Here is a 15800-nt window from a genome sequence, read left to right on the forward strand (position 1 = left end):
TTTTTGTTATGATCACTTTGCTTCCCCAACCATTGCGGCCCAGCTTTTGTAGTCGTGAATAGCCATTCCGGCATAACCGGCATATCGGGAAAGCTCATGATGAGCGGTTTGCAGCTCTTGCTCCATGAAATCCACGCTTTTGGAATAAAACGTAACGCGATCGCCTTCAGAACTTTTGGCGGTTTCCACGGCAACGATCGCTTGCTTGTCAAGAGCGGAGGCTTCTCTCAACATGGCATGGGCATTGTCGACGATGCCGTTCTTTCCCAACGCATGATTGCGATAATCCATGATCGCAAGGCAGTCGAACTTCTCCAATAACCACGCGCTAAAGCTATATTCGGTGTCGGGTACTTTCACATTATTAAGCCAATAAGGGACATCCAACGCGATCTTCAAGCCGCTCCCTCTGGTTTCCTGATCGATAAATCTTAAATTATGTATCCATTGTTCAAGAATCGTCTTATTTTTTGTTTCCCATTCGGCCAAAAGATAAGGTTCAATATCGAAATGCAGACCATCAAAACGTTCTTCCGATCCCACGGACGCATTGTATCGCATCGTCCAGGAAATAAATGATTTTATTTGATCCTGATTCGACTTAAGAGCCCAATCGGGACGGCCCGCCAGAGCCTCCACTCTGATTTGTTTTTCTTTGGCGCTTCGAATAAAGTCCGCATACGCGCTAAGCGCAACATCCCTATTCATCTGAAGGTAGATGGCCGTCACGTCATGATCGCTCGCAAAGCCTAGGATTTGATCTTGATCCTTTTCGATGATGCGGCTATCCCAAATCCAAGTTCCTTTAGGAATTTTCGGTGAAGTTGTCACGACGGCAAGATTGCGTTCCGCATCCCACTCCACCTCAGCTTGAAAGATTTCGCCGATCAGCCGAAGCGGAATCATCGTACGGTTATTTTTGATCGTCGCCGGCGTTTCGACGGTTACCGTCTTCCCATTCACTAGCGCATCGTTTTGGCCTATCGTTAAGAGGATCGTTTGATCTTTCAGCGAAAAAGACACCTGGTTTGATTTTCCGATCCATTTCATCTTTGCGCCCAGTTTTTCGGATACGAATCTTGCCGGTACCATCGTACGGTTGGATTGGCGATCGACATACGGAGGTTCATCCGGGAAAATCACATTCTGCCCATTCACGAAGACTTTAACTTGAGAGCCGGCAAGAACGGCGGGTACGAAAATGGCCGCGCCTAAGACTATAACCAGAAGACAGATTAGCCCTCTCTTCATATCCGACTACCTAAATTCCAATTCTTCTTTAATGACATCGACGATATGATCTACAAAGCTTGCTAGCTCTTGCTCGCTCGGGCCCTCTGCCATGACTCGCACGATCGATTCCGTGCCTGAAGGGCGAACCAGCACTCTTCCGCTTCCGCCCATCTTATTCTCTACCGACCGGACTGCTTCTTCGATTTTGGGATTCCCCGCCAGCTTCGACTTGTCCTCCACTTGAACATTCACCAGAAGCTGCGGGTACTTGGTCATGCATTGGGCAAGCCCGCTTAGCGGCTCGGATTGGGACTTCATCACGTTCATCAGTTGGATCGCGCACAGCATGCCGTCTCCAGTCGTACTATAGTCCAGCATTACGATATGACCCGACTGTTCTCCACCCAGGTTATATCCGCCTTGTACCATTTCCTCCAAGACATAGCGATCTCCGACTTTGGTTTGTTTCGCCTCCACTCCCTGTTTCTCCAGCGCCTTATAGAAGCCTAGGTTGCTCATCACGGTAGAGACCACCGTATTATTCTTCAACCGATGCTTTTTCTTCATGAATTCAGCAAGGATATAGAGGATATGGTCCCCGTCCACGATCGTTCCCTTCTCGTCGACGGCAATGAGCCGATCCGCATCCCCGTCGAAGGAAAGGCCCAGATCGGCCCGATGTTCCACAACCGCCCGTTGAACCGCTTCAGGGTGCGTAGAGCCGCAATCTTCGTTAATATTCAACCCGTCCGGTTGATGGGCCAGTACAATCGTGTCGGCACCCAAATCGCGGAAAAGCCGGGGCGCGAGCGCCGATACCGCTCCATTGGCGCAATCCAAGACCACTTTGAGCCCTTCGAATCGCTGATTGACCGTGGACTTTAAGTAAGAGAGATAAGCCTGACCGCCTTCGGGATCATCCTGAACCGCACCCACATCGGCGCCGATCGGACGAGGAATCCGATCCTCATCCGCATCCAGTAGCGATTCAATCTCCGATTCCATTTCATCCGACAGCTTAAATCCGTCGCCGCCAAAAAATTTAATCCCGTTATCCTCCACAGGGTTATGAGAAGCCGAAATCATCACCCCTGCATCCGCTCCTCTTGATTTCGTCAAGTACGCCACGCCTGGCGTAGAGATGATTCCTACGCGGATAACATCCGCGCCCATCGATAATAAACCTGCAACAAGAGCCGCTTCCAGCATTTCTCCCGATATGCGGGTATCTCTTCCTATTAATAGGGTAGGGCGTTTTCCTTGCTTATTCCGAGTCAACACGGATCCTCCCGACCGGCCTAAACGAAACACCAGTTCAGGAGTCAAGTCCCTGTTTGCTACGCCTCGTACCCCATCCGTTCCGAAATATTTACCCATACGTATCGTCCTTCCCTTTCATTTTTGCAGGTCGGATTCCGAGGCTTCTTTCCAATTTTCGTAGTCATGGATGGAGAAGCCTTCATATCCGTTATGCCACCGCATGAAAATATGGCTCAACTGCATTTGTCGGCGCAAGCTGGAGGTTCCCTTTCCGTAAAAAGTGACGTGCTCCCCTTCGTCCGTAGGCCCCGTTTCCAGTCCTACGATAACTGGTTTGCCTGCTCTGGTTCCTTCTCTGATCATCGGCAGAGCATTGTCGATAATTCCGTTCTCTCCGATGGCGAAATTCCGGTAATTCATGAGCACCACGCGGTCGAGTTGCTCGATCATCCATGCGCCCAAACTTACGTCATCGCGAGCAGGAATCTTATGAATCCAGAAAGGAAGATCGGCCGATACTCGCAAGGATTCGTCCTGCTTCACCCTTCCGACCAAATACGTCACATTCTCCATCCATTGGCGAACGGTATCGTCGCGATCCTGTTCCCATTCCTTGAGCAAATAGGGTTCAATGTCCATGTGGATGCCGTCAAATGCGGCTTGTTCGCCCACGGCGCCGTGATAGTCTTCCAACCATTCAATAAAGGAGTCGATTTCCTGTCGATAATCGGTTAATCCCCACGTCGGATCCCCTCCCAACGCCTCGACTTCAATCCCTAATCCGTGCGCTTCCTCGACGAAGGCTCGATACGGTTCGAAGTCTTTGGATTTCCGGTCGACGTGCAGGAAGATCGCGTTCACTCCTTGCTCTTCGGCAAAAGCGAGCATTTTGCCTTTGTCTTTCGTCAACGTCGTCGTATCCCATACCCAGGTTGCCATAACGGGCGGCTTTTCGGATTTCCATTTCAGCATAAGAACCGTTGCGATCGCCATGCAGATTAGCAAGGCGATCAGGATGATTTTTAGAAATGACAACTTTTTTGAAGATTGGAGCTTAAGCGCCAACAAGAACTTTCACGTCTTTTTGATGAATTCCGGTTCCCAGTTTGTGAATGTTATCCGACTTGATATCCGCAAAAGCATTGCGCGTATCGATGATCGGAACGCCCATCTCCGCCAGCTCATGATAGCTGAAGCTTCGGTGATTGGTAACCAACACCATGCAATCGTATTGGGAGAAGGCATCCGTATCGTATTTTACCGTATGGACGCTGTGACCCTGCTCGTCTTGGAACGAAGTCGCATACGGATCGTAATAGTCGACTTTCGCTCCGCTTTTTTTGAACAATTCATAGATTTCCAAGCCGGGAGATTCGCGCAGATCGTCGATATCCGGCTTATAGGACATGCCTAAGATCAGCACTTTCGAGTTGCGGATCGATTTCGCGTACACATTTAGGACATGAGCCGTTTTGTTCAATACGTATTCCGGCATATTATCGTTAATCGATTGGGCCAATTCGATAAACTTGCTATAGAAACGGAATTCTTTGGCTTTCCAGGACAAATACATCGGATCCAGAGGAATACAGTGACCGCCGATTCCCGGTCCCGGATAGAAGGACATGAATCCGAACGGTTTCGTTGAAGCCGCTCGAATGACTTCCCACACGTCAATGACCATTCGATCGCACATCATGGCCAATTCGTTGACGAAAGCGATATTGATGCTGCGAAACGTATTTTCAAGCAGCTTGGACATCTCTGCCACTTTAGGAGAAGACACCGGGACGACGGTTTTGACCACATTGTTGTACAGCGTTACCCCGAGTTCTTTGCATTTCTCGGTCGTTCCGCCAATGACTTTAGGCGTATTGTACGTATTGAAGTTCGGATTACCCGGATCCACTCGTTCCGGCGAGAAGCAGAGGAAGAAATCCCGGCCTACCCTTAAGCCCAGAGCCTCAAGCTCGTATTCAATCAATTCTTCCGTCGTTCCGGGATACGTCGTGCTTTCCAGGACGATCAAGGTTCCTTTTTTGATATAGTTTTTGATCTCGTTCACGACGCTCACGATAAAAGAAGTGTCCGGATCTTGGTTTTCGCTGAGTGGAGTCGGTACGCAGATGCTGATCGTATCCAATTCCCGAATCGTTTCGAAGCGGTTCGTCGGCACAAACTTTCCGCTGCCCACGGCATCTGCCACCACGGAGCTTGGCACGTCTTGAATATAGGATTCTCCGCCCAGAAGAGACTCTACTTTACGCTCATCCAAATCAATGCCATAGACGGTAAAACCGCCTTTCACCATTTCCATCGATAGCGGCAAGCCGACATACCCGAGGCCAACGACGCCTACCTTCGCCGTTTTATTTTGCAAATTTTCTTTTAATATGTTGTATGTCATGTTCTATCCGCTCCTCGAATTCGCAAGATTAATGGTTCTCGGTCAGTCTTTTGATTTTCCATTCCAATTCGGAGATCGACAGAGGTTTAGTCACATAGTCGGCAGCCCCCGACTCGTAAGCCCGATTCCTGTTTTCCGAGAGCTGCCTGTCCGTCAGAACGATCACCTTGCCTTCATGCGAATCCTGGCGCTGGATGGTGCGGATGAGTTGGTACCCATCCAGGATAGGCAAATTCAATTCGGTAATGACGATGTCCGGCATGATTTGAACGAATAGATCGTAAGCCTCTTGCCCGTCTTTGGCTTCGTATACGAGATACCCCTTCAGCTCCAGTCGGATCTTGATGAATTCGCGAACGAGATCGTCGGGATCGGCTATCAGAACGGACGTCTCGGCATTGGCCGCCGTGAAGAAATGAATGTCATCATCGTTCCCCTTGCTCCGAATCGCCCGTTGAATGAAATCCGCGATCGCGGTCTCGGTCGGTTTTGCGCTCTCCGGAAAGCTGGATACGATCAATTGCCCTAACAGCAGATGCTGAGTTTGAAGAAAATCTTTTAAGACGAGAGACGCATAATGAGTAGTGCCCAAGGTCCCGCCGTCCAATACGGCGCACAAAACCTGATTCGCGTCGTCATAGATCAATTGGACGGAAAGAGAGGCATCGTTCTTCCTCATTAGCCCTTTTGCCTGATCAAGCGTTTTGGGGTTCATATTCGCGCATGGAGCCAGAATGACTCCGCACGTAGCGCTCTTCGCGGTCGCCACGTGAATGTATTGTAAAAGCTGCAGCGTGATTTCCTGAATTCCGTTGCGAATCACAATGGCCATATTTCCACTCCTCTAATAGATATCCGGGAACTTATTTATTGAAATTGGTTCTAACCATCGTTCCCCACGAATTATTGTTGCGGAAGAAGTCGATGTGTCCCAAGAACCTCCACAGAACGCCGACTTGACGATAACCGAGAAACATGAGGAAAGAGTAAATCATCATTTTGTTGAGATCGCTCAGCTTAGGATAACGACTAAAAGCTTTTTCTTCGATATACAAAGCTCCGAGACTAAGAATGAAGCAGGAGAAGAAGTTCACCAGCATAAAGACGGCGACCGTTTTCCAATCCGCCATATTCAGCAGCCAATACCCGATCATGGCGAGTAAGCCGCTCAAACGGAAGTACGGGTTCAACGTTTCGAATAGAATGTTATAAGGAAGCGTTAAAAGTCCGAACACTTTGTAACGGGGGCGGAATACCATATGGATTCCTTCTTCGATCATGTTCTTCAAGTTGCCGCGGCCCCAACGCATCCGTTGGCTGCTTAGAATCCGGTACGTATCCGGCGCTTGCGTCCAACACACGGCATCCGGGCAAAAGGCGACCTGATAAGGGATTTTGTTCTCCAGGCAATAACGGTGCAGCTTGATGACGATGTTCATGTCTTCCCCGGGGTATCCGCCGCGGTAACCGCCTACGGCAATCACTTTATCCTTCTGAAAAACGCCGAAGGCGCCGGATACGATGATCAATCCGTTAACGGAGCTCCAACCGATCCGACCGCCTAAGAAAGCTTTGATATACTCTACGTTCTGGAGAGCCGGCCACCATTGTCTGGGAAATCTAATCTTTTTAACGATTCCGTCTTCTACCGTGCAACTGTTAAGGATTCGAACGTTGCCCCCGACCGCCACCGTTTCTTCGGGATTTTCCATATACACTCTGGCGATTCTGGTCAGCGCATCCTTCTCTAATAGCGAATCCGCATCGATCGTAGAGATCAACGGATGGCGGGAAAGATTGATCCCGGCATTCAAGGAGTCCGCCTTCCCTCCGTTCTCTTTATCGATGAAATACAAGTTCGGATATTCCGGATTATGATAATAGCCTCTGACCTGTTCGGTTTTAATCCGTTTGGCAACGATAGGCTTGATTTCTTTCAGTTGAAACTCTTCGATCATGATTTTGGCCGTATCGTCTTTAGAGCCGTCGTTCACGACGATGACCTCGTATTCCGGGTAATTCAAGGCCAATAAGGAACGAACGTTTTCTTTAATCATTAACTCTTCGTTATACGCCGGGACTAGCAGCGATACCGGCGGTACGTGTTCGGATCCGGATAGCTTCCGTACGCGATTATATCGAATCCCTCTTTGAAGAGGAAACGTATGCCGAATCGATAGACCGAAAATCAGGAAATAAATGAATGTAATCGCCAACGCGTAATACATGGCGAAGTAACCGTATCCTAATAGAAATTCGCGCAAGAAGTTCGCGGCTTGTTGTAAATAATATTCCAGCATCCTCATTATTCGTTGCCCTCCTAAACCTGTAAGCTACACAACCCGATAGATTCGTTTGTACTTGCCGAACGTTTTCTCGTAATGGTAAACCAACGAATTATATCGCGTCAGTCGGTCAAGGTCATGGAGCCGTAACGAAAGAGATTGGATCTGTTCCTCGATAAGTATGCGGAGGTTTTCCCCTTGCACCGACCCTCTTGCTTCCGCGGCGACTCCGCACAATTCGGCGATTCCTCCTTCTCCAAGAAGCAACAACCCTCTCGCGCTGGCATCGGATACTCGCATGCTTTCATCCAATAAGGCGTTTCTCATGACATCGATATACGTCGCCAGCTTCAGATCGGCAATCGCTTGAAGCGCGAGGACGCGCACTTCATCCATCGGATTCCTAAGCAGCTTTTGAATGACGTTTCGGGGGATAAAGTGAACGGATTTCAGATAGATTTCCACGGCTTTATATTGAATGGTTCCGTCCGGAGAATCGATGAGACGATAAACAGCCGATGCCACCGTCGGCTCGGTATAGTCTTTCAATCCGCACAAACCGATGTGTATGAATTCATGTCTCTCCCGTTGAATGAATTCGGCAAACAGCGACCCATGGTCGATATCCGCTTCTTTAATCATGTCGACCAGCAAATCGTAAAATCCTTTGTTATGCCTTAGAACAATCTGCACCATTTCCTTGACGTCCCGTTCGTCGCGAGCGCATTTGGCGATCGAACGGGCGATGACGAAGAGGGAAGAATTCCGTTTATGCGTTCGGAGAAACTCGAGCAAAGCCGGAACGGCTTCCCGGACTCTCATGCAGCCTAAGTGATACGCCGCATCGATTTTCACGGAATAAGAACCTCTTTCCAAACGGTTCAGATGAACTTGCACCAGTCCCAAGCGTTTGCACAGCTCCATGCATTTGTCGCGGGTCGTTCCGGTAAAATTCTCGATCATATCGTTCAACCGTTCTTGCATCGCTTCTTGTTCCGCTTGGTTCAATGAAAACGGCGGTGCGTTCAACGGTTCTTGGCCTTCGATATTGACCAGTACATAGGTAAGGTAATCTTTGAATTTGACCTCGAACCTGCGTTCCGTTCCGGTTTTTCTCAACTTTTTGATTTTCATGGCATACACCGCGAATGCGAATCCGACATTCAGAACGATGAGAGCATACAGAAATTTGATCGCCACTTCGATGTTGATATACACAAATAAAACCCTTCCTTCCCCGCTACTCGGATATCGGTTGATTCACCGGTTGATTGACTTCCCGCATCGCTTTTTGCATGATATCGTAACTTTGTTTTGGGCGTTCTACATAGTCGACGTCGATATCTTCCCACCTTTTCCACGTGTAAAGCGGAAGTTGCGATACCGGATACGGGTTGTTGCCTTCGAGTCCGACGACTTCCTTCGAATCCTTGCGAACGATCCATGGAACAAGGCGAACGCCTTCGACTTTCACGGATTCAAATTCTTTCGTTCCGGTATCTTCGTAACTAATGGCGCTTAGCGAGCTGGGATCGCTGAACCCTAGCAACATCCACGGAATCCGAATTTCCAATACGTTGCCTTTGGCCTGCCATATCGCCTTTGAATTGTAGTTCGGATCTTGCGGATCGCTCGTTCCTCTCGGCAAATCTCCTACTCGGATGTCGCCGAATGGATGATCGACGCGGGCATCCGGATGTTCGAGCAAATAATTCACGACCAATTTCCATGGATTGAAGATTCCGCTATCATCCTCCAATTCTTGGGGATCATATGCCAGTATTTTCGATAGCTTGCCGTAGAATCGGGTATGGAAATCATAATTGGAGGCAATCATCATCTGCCCGGCATCCTCGTTATCGAGTTCGATCAACGTTTCCAGTCCTTCGTCCAACGTCTTTCCTTGGAGTTGCGGCGCATGGCGATTGCCGCCCTTTAACGTATCGAACCCTAAATAGATAGAATGATTAGAAAATTCTAAAGATTCGGATAAATTAATCGAGAGATATAAATACCCTTCATCGTGCGCGGCCCATATTTCATTAAAACCTTCGATCTGTAGATCAAGCTTAGTCTTATCTCCATCATCGAGCTTGTCCCAATCCGAAGCATCTCCGTCAATGCGAATCACGTCGTCTTTACTTGGATACATGCCGAGTACCCCGAAATGGGATTCGTTCGTGAGCGTGTTATACCAATAAGCCCGTCGATCGGGAATGTCGTAGTGCATCGTGTTCCAGGTTTTCTTGAACCACTCGTCCTGCCAAGTAAACAAGATCGCGCCGGAGTATCCCTCCTGATGGATCTGACGGAACATATCCGCATCCATGTTCCCTTGCGTCTTGTCGTCGTGCCCTCCTTGGTTGCGCCCCAGCATGCCGGTATGGGCAATGCCTTGGGAGGCGGGAACGCCGAACTCGGTAATCATAATCGGCATATCGTTATGGTATTTCTTTAGCTTATGCAGATAGGTTTTGTAGCTATCTATTTCCCCTTTATCGTTTTTCATCGTTTGAAACGATTGGTCGAAGGTAAAGAAGTCGGGATAATAAGGGTAAACGTGATAGGAAGCAAAATAACCGGCATCCCAATCTACGGCTGCGATATGAGTCGGATCGACGCTGACCATATCTTCGGCAACCAATGGCTCGCCCGGATGTTCAAGCGGATCGGTGGTCACCCAATTCGAGAAGGCGATCGGATGCTGCCATCCGTGCTCGGCTTCCGTTACGGCCGTGATGTCGACCATCTCGGCCAACCATTTTTCGAAGGGATTAGCCCCGGGTTTGCTTTGAAAATGTTCTCCTTTATAATCGGCGACGTCGGCATTGCTCTTATTCGTTCTATCCACCATTACTGGATCCCATTCCGTGCCGACGATCCAACTCATGAGATAGGGCCCTGCGTTAAAGACGTATTTCCCGCTGGCTTTGCCGGAATGCGCTTCGGCTTCGAGATCGATATTTCCGTACACCGCTTCTACGGCCTCTCGAATCTCTTTTTCAAACTTCTGTTTGACTTTCGGATCAAAGGCGTTCTGAACTTCGATTAATTGTTCTTCCGGACTCCATACCCCTTGAATGAAGAAGAGCGGATTATCCGAATGCTTCGCGTTATATCGGACCAAAGCTTCGTAAAACTCCGGTTTTAGAATGGTATACACGCGAATGACGTTGGCGCCCATCTCTTGAACCATCTCAAACCATCTCATATAGTCGTCTTTCGAAATTTCAAGCTCGCCGGGAAAATGTCCGGGAACCGCCGCTCCCATATTGACCCCTTTGGCAAAATAAGGTTTCCATGATTGGTTTTGAAACTGTTCGATTCGAGTTCCGTTCGTTTTGAATTTCACCTTAACGCCATTATCGATCTCGGCGCTTTCTACCTTGGCAACAGGCGGCATCAACCAATAAGCGACTGCTCCGCCCGCGATTACGACAACAAGTCCTAATTTGACTAAACCGCTCTTGAATAACTTTTTCATTGCCATCTTCCTCGTGTGTGAAATCTAGTTGTCTATCCAGCAATGGTATCTCTCATTCGGCCTCCAAGTACTGTAGCACAATGCGACAAACCCATTCAACCAAACCCGAGCATTACCGTCATTAACAATTTTTTAGAACTTTAATAATGATTGAAAAATGTGCGGCAGTCTTATACGGCCTGGTCTCATTAAGTTGTAATTAGGTCAGACTTTTTTACGGCTATCGATACTGCAAATAATGATTAAATTCAAGGAAATAGCCGGCTATGTTAAAATAACCCTATATTGCGGTCAATGAAGGAGTCGGCAATCGCCATGTCCAGAGAACGTAAAAGCCTCATAGAGCGGATTGAGCTGAAAGGTAATTTTTTTCTGCACTATCGAGTAAAACACGGGAACTCTTACTTCTTTCACGCCCATCAAGGAATTGAATTCCTATACGTTCACCAGGGCAACGGTCACGCGCTCGTCAACGACCAACTCGTGAAGATGGAACCCGGCACGCTGCTCCTGTTTCAACCGTTTCAGTTGCACCAAATTCATATGGAATCGGGATCGGACTATATTCGAACCGTACTCGTCTTTGATCCTACTTTAATCGATAAGCAGCTTGCGCAATTTAAGTCTCTGCAGCTTTTTTTCCGGTGGCTGTGGCACAATGAGATCCCCATGCAACACTTTCCCTTTGGCGAGCAATCCGGCGAAATGGAACGTCTTCTGGAGGTTTACCATATGGCGCTGCAGACGGATGTACAGGAGCTTCGCACCGAGGAGATCGGATTATGCATGATCGCGCTGCTGCAACTGTTACGCCGTTCCTTCTTCTCCAAACAGGATGTATCCGCATTCGCAAGCCAACCTCGAACGCTCCGTTATGCCGAGAAAGTGATGCAGTGGGTCGAGTCTCACTATCAGGAACAATTCGACTTGTCCAAACTGTCGGACCACTTGTTCGTTTCTCCCTCTCATATTTCCCGACTCTTCCATAAGGAAACCGGGGCAACGATATCGGATTACGTGACCGCCAGACGGTTGCGCGAAGCTTGCTTGCTCTTGGCCGCTACCCAGTTATCCGTTCGAGAGATCGCCCATAAAGTCGGTCTGTTGAGCGGCCCGTATTTCGGCAGACTGTTTAAGAAACAATTCGACGTCACCCCTCTGCAATACCGCAATCGAATGAGAAGCCTTTCACGGTAACAGGACATTCAGCGCGTTCGCTTGAAATCCACGACGATCGGCAACTTCGCAGTTCCCCATCTCTCCTCTGAACGAGCAAATCCCGTATCTCCTTTATTTACAGCCATCGAATGCACAACGAAAGTACATTTTTGGACAACGGAGGATCATTCGAGTTTGTTACTCTGAACCAGAACGCGAATAACAAGGAGAGGAGGTGACGGTTAATGCCTTATGCGGCCATGTTGCTCGTCGTATTGTTGTGGGGCTCCGCGGCCGCGGTAGGCCGTCGATTGGGGACAGACTTGTCGGCGCTTGAGCTTTCCATATGGCGGGTGGCGATCGGATTTCTACTATTGTTAATTCTTCATCTGCTAACAAGCAGAAAACATCCCAAATCGTTCTCCCAGCCTAAGGGCGGCATGCCATTCCAAACATACTTGCGAATATGGACTTTCGGTATTTTCGGTTACGGCATAATGATCTGGCTCTTCTTCTGCGCCGCCCGCAGTACGTTGGCCAGCCACGTCGTTCTCATTCTGTCCATGGCCCCGATCAGTACGCTGCTCATGGATCGCTTGCTGGGCGGAAGAGGAAGCGCTAAATCCTTCATCTCAGCCGGAATATCGCTCCTCGGAATCGCGATTATGGTAGCCCCATCGCTATCTGGCTCAGGCGCAAGCCTGATAGGCGACTTTTGGGCGCTGCTGGCCATGCTCTCCTTTTCTCTCTACACCATCGGGGTCAAAAGGTATTCGAACGGCATGTCCACCCTTCAGGTCAATCTTCACGGGATGGCTGCCGGGCTTGCGTTCCTATGGCTTGTGTTGGCAATTGGGGAACGAAAGTTTCTTCCTGCGGGTTTTCATGAGATCGATCAATGGACCCAAATCGCTTATCTGGGTTTAGGCTCCACCGGGCTTGCCTACTTTCTCTATGCATGGGCACTCGGCAATCTTGCGGTGGACAAAGTCGTGCCGTTTATTTATTTGCAGCCGGTCGTTGGGGTATTGCTATCGTTGCTCTGGCTTGGCGAACCGTTTTCTTTGCCGTTGGCGCTCGGTATGGGCTTTATCGCCGCAGGTTTGCTGTGGAACCAATTTCAAACTAATACCATTAAGAACGAGGTGCTGAATCGTGGTTGAGAAAAAAATAAGACTTGGCGTAATTGGCTGCGGAGTCATCGGAAAGCAGCATATAAAAGCGGCCTTGGGAGTCGATTGGATCGAATTGGCCGGCATCGCCGATGCCAATCCGGACACCGCTCGGCTTGCCGCGGAGCAATTCGGCGCGCAGCGGGTGTATCCGAATGCCGATCTGCTGCTTGAAGATCCGAGTATCGAAGCCGTAGTGTTGGCAATCCCAACTAGTACTAGAAATGCACTCGCGTTGAAGGCATTGGCCAACGGGAAACATGTGCTGCTTGAGAAACCCGTTGCTCTGCACGAGAACGAAATCCATCAATTAATCGAAGCTCAAGGAGAACTGACGGTTGCCGTCTGCTCCTCCCGTTTTCGCTTTCTGGAGCATGCCGAAGCGGCAAGGAAATGGATCGACGAGGGAAATCTGGGGGAGGTGCGGCTTTTGCGTTGCCGGGTGAACGAGCCGGCCGGCAAACGTCCGGCCACTCCGCCCCCGACCTGGAGACTTCATACGGCCATTAACGGCGGCGGGATCGTGGCCAATTGGGGAATATACGATTTCGACTATTTGCTTGGTTTAACGGGCTGGACTCTTCAACCCAAGTGGATACTATCGCATATGTGGCAGCTTCCGGAGCCGATTGCGGACTACTTCCCGCCGAACTCCGACTCGGAAACGTACGGCTCCGCTTTCATTCAATGCGACAACGATGCCGTCATTACTTTCGAGCGAGGAGAGTTTATGGCCGCGCCGCTCGAACGTTCCTGGCAGATTATCGGAAGCAAGGGAAGCCTTACCCTGCACATGACTTGGCCGTCCGAGAAAACCATTTCGTGTACGACGCTGGATGCGGAGTCCGGTGCGCAAACCCGCACGTTATGGGAAGGAACGGAGGATTCTTCTTGGATAGACAAAGGACCCGTAATCGACTTTACCCGCTCTATTATTGAAGGGGGCAAACCGGCTACAGGCTTACGGGAAGCGCTTGTTCTGCAAAGGATTTTGGATGCGGCGTATCAATCCTCGCGGAGCGGTGCGCCAGTTATGATTAACTCCGAGGGGGATTGAGCGTTGATGAATTATGCCTTCGTCTCCTTCTCTTGTCCGGACGCCGACCTCCTTACCGTACTAAGAATGGCCCAGCAATACGGCTATTCCGGCTTCGAGGCAAGGTGCGATTGCGGACATCGCCATGGTATAGAGTTGGACATTACTCCAGAACAGATTATTGATATAAAGACGGCCTTCCAAGCCAGCGGCGTTAAGTTGCAGTGCATTAGCGTCTCCTGCCGATATTCCAACCCCGTAACCGTTCAGGCGAATATTACGGAAACCATCGCTTACATCCGGCTTGCCCAGGCACTGGAAGTGCCGTTCATCCGAATATTTTGCGGATATATCCCGGAAGGAGCCGGAAGGGAGGAGACGCGTACTTTAATCGTGGAATCGCTCCGATCGCTTGCGGCATCGGCAGCGCAAGCCGGCGTCGTGTTGGCGGTCGAAACGCATGACGATTGGTCAGATCCGCTAGAGATGGCCGCAATCATGAGTGCCGTAAATCACCCTTCGATCGGCGTCGTCTGGGATATCATGCATACTTACCGAACGGGAAAGACTTCGATGGAAGAGGCTTACCGCATTCTTCAGCCATGGATCCATCACGTTCATATTCATGACGGATCGCTGGATCCCGACACGCTCGTTTTTCTGCCGATCGGAACAGGAGATATCGACCATAAAGAAGCCTTACGGATTCTTATCCAACATAAATATACCGGTTTCCTCAGCGGGGAATGGCTGGACTGGGAACCCGCATCTCTTCACCTGCCGCGCGAAATCGAAGCTATGCGGGGCTACGAGAAAGAACTCCTAACCGAATAAATTCTAGAATGATGAAGCCGGAATTCCCATGAAAAGACCCGTGATCGGTAGTTCTTGCGAAACGACTGCCAATCACGGGTCTTTTCATGGCAAAGCATTGTTATATGTTTTATTTTTTAACACCTTACATGTTTGCGTTTGAATCCGATTTGTCCTCTATCTACTGCCTTTTGAATATTCGCCGATGCATCTATGAACTTGCTTTTGGGCTTGTCCAGATTGACTTCTACCGGGCCCACAGCCTTTGCGGTCTTGACCGCCATATCATGAAGCGGCAAATAGGATACCGCTACGGTGTATATAAAATTATTCATCGCGAACTTAGCCCGTTCGGGTGAATCGTGAATCTTTTTTTCCGCCATTTTAAGCAGATCGGTCATTTTACTTTCGGCGAATTCACTATCCGGACGGTTACCCAGAAGCCAGCAATAACAGCTCCAGCCCGCCGACATTTTAAGTTCTTCGCCGCTTGCGATCCATTTGTCGGCCACTTCTTGTGCAATATCCGTTTCCGCCAAGGTAACCGAAACCACGAAATCGGACAGCATATAGAAGTATGCCGCATCGATCCAACGCTCGAAATCCGCTTCGGTCATCGCTTTAGGGTCTGCTATGATTCCCGCAAAGTACATGGCGTCATAGTTCCCCGTAGCGTAAAGCTCTTCGGCCAACGGTTGGTTTATTTTTGTTTTCCTGAAAATGGGCTTCATTTCGCCTGTAGCCACTCCAAAAAGCGGCTCGTGCGCGCCATTGGACATATAAATTTTCTTGGTTCGTTCTTTGCCGAGAGCTTCAAGCTCCTGCATGACCATTTCTAAATTCATTATTTAACACTTCCTTATTTGGGATGTCTTTCCCTTAAGTCAGCACAATTCCATAAATTAGTTTTGCCGAATGTACTTATACTTGTATCCCACAAAAGAAAATGACC

13 protein-coding genes are annotated in these 15800 nt (G+C 49.2%); 4 read left to right on the top strand and 9 right to left on the bottom strand.

Going from position 1 to position 15800, the window contains the following annotated elements; all coding sequences use genetic code 11:
* Positions 1-12 precede the first annotated feature (12 nt).
* The 8 genes from HH215_RS16540 to HH215_RS16575 form a co-directional block, all read right to left on the bottom strand.
* Positions 13-1251 (bottom strand): copper amine oxidase N-terminal domain-containing protein, encoded by a 1239-nt coding sequence (locus HH215_RS16540; protein ID WP_169280909.1) that lies wholly within the window; start codon positions 1249-1251, stop codon positions 13-15.
* 6 nt (positions 1252-1257) lie between these two features.
* Positions 1258-2610, bottom strand: a complete 1353-nt coding sequence (glmM, locus tag HH215_RS16545) for a phosphoglucosamine mutase (protein ID WP_169280910.1) — start codon at positions 2608-2610, stop codon at positions 1258-1260.
* Between the two features lie 18 nt (positions 2611-2628).
* Positions 2629-3561 carry a hypothetical protein gene (locus HH215_RS16550; protein WP_169280911.1) on the bottom strand — a complete coding sequence of 311 codons (933 nt, stop codon included), beginning with the start codon at positions 3559-3561 and terminating at the stop codon, positions 2629-2631.
* A complete protein-coding gene (locus HH215_RS16555) occupies positions 3548-4900 on the bottom strand; it encodes a nucleotide sugar dehydrogenase (protein WP_169280912.1) in 1353 nt (450 codons plus the stop codon). Before HH215_RS16555 ends, HH215_RS16550 begins: the two co-directional genes overlap by 14 nt.
* A gap of 28 nt (positions 4901-4928) precedes the next feature.
* Positions 4929-5732, bottom strand: a complete 804-nt coding sequence (locus HH215_RS16560) for a response regulator transcription factor (protein ID WP_169280913.1) — start codon at positions 5730-5732, stop codon at positions 4929-4931.
* Between the two features lie 31 nt (positions 5733-5763).
* Positions 5764-7164, bottom strand: a complete 1401-nt coding sequence (locus HH215_RS16565) for a glycosyltransferase family 2 protein (RefSeq protein ID WP_169284431.1) — start codon at positions 7162-7164, stop codon at positions 5764-5766.
* A 69-nt stretch (positions 7165-7233) separates the two neighbouring features.
* Positions 7234-8403 (bottom strand): hypothetical protein, encoded by a 1170-nt coding sequence (locus HH215_RS16570; protein WP_169280914.1) that lies wholly within the window; start codon positions 8401-8403, stop codon positions 7234-7236.
* Positions 8404-8425: 22 nt separating this feature from the next.
* Entirely contained in the window at positions 8426-10669 is a 2244-nt protein-coding gene (locus tag HH215_RS16575; protein WP_169280915.1) for a hypothetical protein, read from the bottom strand.
* A 315-nt stretch (positions 10670-10984) separates the two neighbouring features.
* Here HH215_RS16575 and HH215_RS16580 point away from each other — a divergent pair, with 315 nt between their 5' ends.
* The 4 genes from HH215_RS16580 (at position 10985) to HH215_RS16595 (ending at position 14869) form a co-directional block, all read left to right on the top strand.
* Complete coding sequence (locus HH215_RS16580; RefSeq protein ID WP_169280916.1) at positions 10985-11866, top strand: AraC family transcriptional regulator; 882 nt, start codon at positions 10985-10987, stop codon at positions 11864-11866.
* A 206-nt stretch (positions 11867-12072) separates the two neighbouring features.
* A complete protein-coding gene (locus HH215_RS16585; protein WP_169280917.1) occupies positions 12073-12990 on the top strand; it encodes a DMT family transporter in 918 nt (305 codons plus the stop codon).
* Complete coding sequence (locus HH215_RS16590) at positions 12983-14056, top strand: Gfo/Idh/MocA family protein (protein WP_169280918.1); 1074 nt, start codon at positions 12983-12985, stop codon at positions 14054-14056. The genes HH215_RS16585 and HH215_RS16590 overlap by 8 nt, the downstream gene beginning before the upstream one ends.
* 6 nt (positions 14057-14062) lie before the next feature.
* A complete protein-coding gene (locus tag HH215_RS16595) occupies positions 14063-14869 on the top strand; it encodes a sugar phosphate isomerase/epimerase family protein (protein WP_254450581.1) in 807 nt (268 codons plus the stop codon).
* Between the two features lie 116 nt (positions 14870-14985).
* Here the strand turns inward: HH215_RS16595 and HH215_RS16600 are convergent, their stop codons facing one another.
* Positions 14986-15693, bottom strand: coding sequence for a DNA alkylation repair protein (locus HH215_RS16600; protein WP_169280920.1), 708 nt, complete (start codon positions 15691-15693; stop codon positions 14986-14988).
* Positions 15694-15800 lie beyond the last annotated feature (107 nt).

Origin of the sequence: Cohnella herbarum, assembly GCF_012849095.1 — a bacterium.
In the GTDB taxonomy this organism is placed as follows: domain Bacteria; phylum Bacillota; class Bacilli; order Paenibacillales; family Paenibacillaceae; genus Cohnella; species Cohnella herbarum.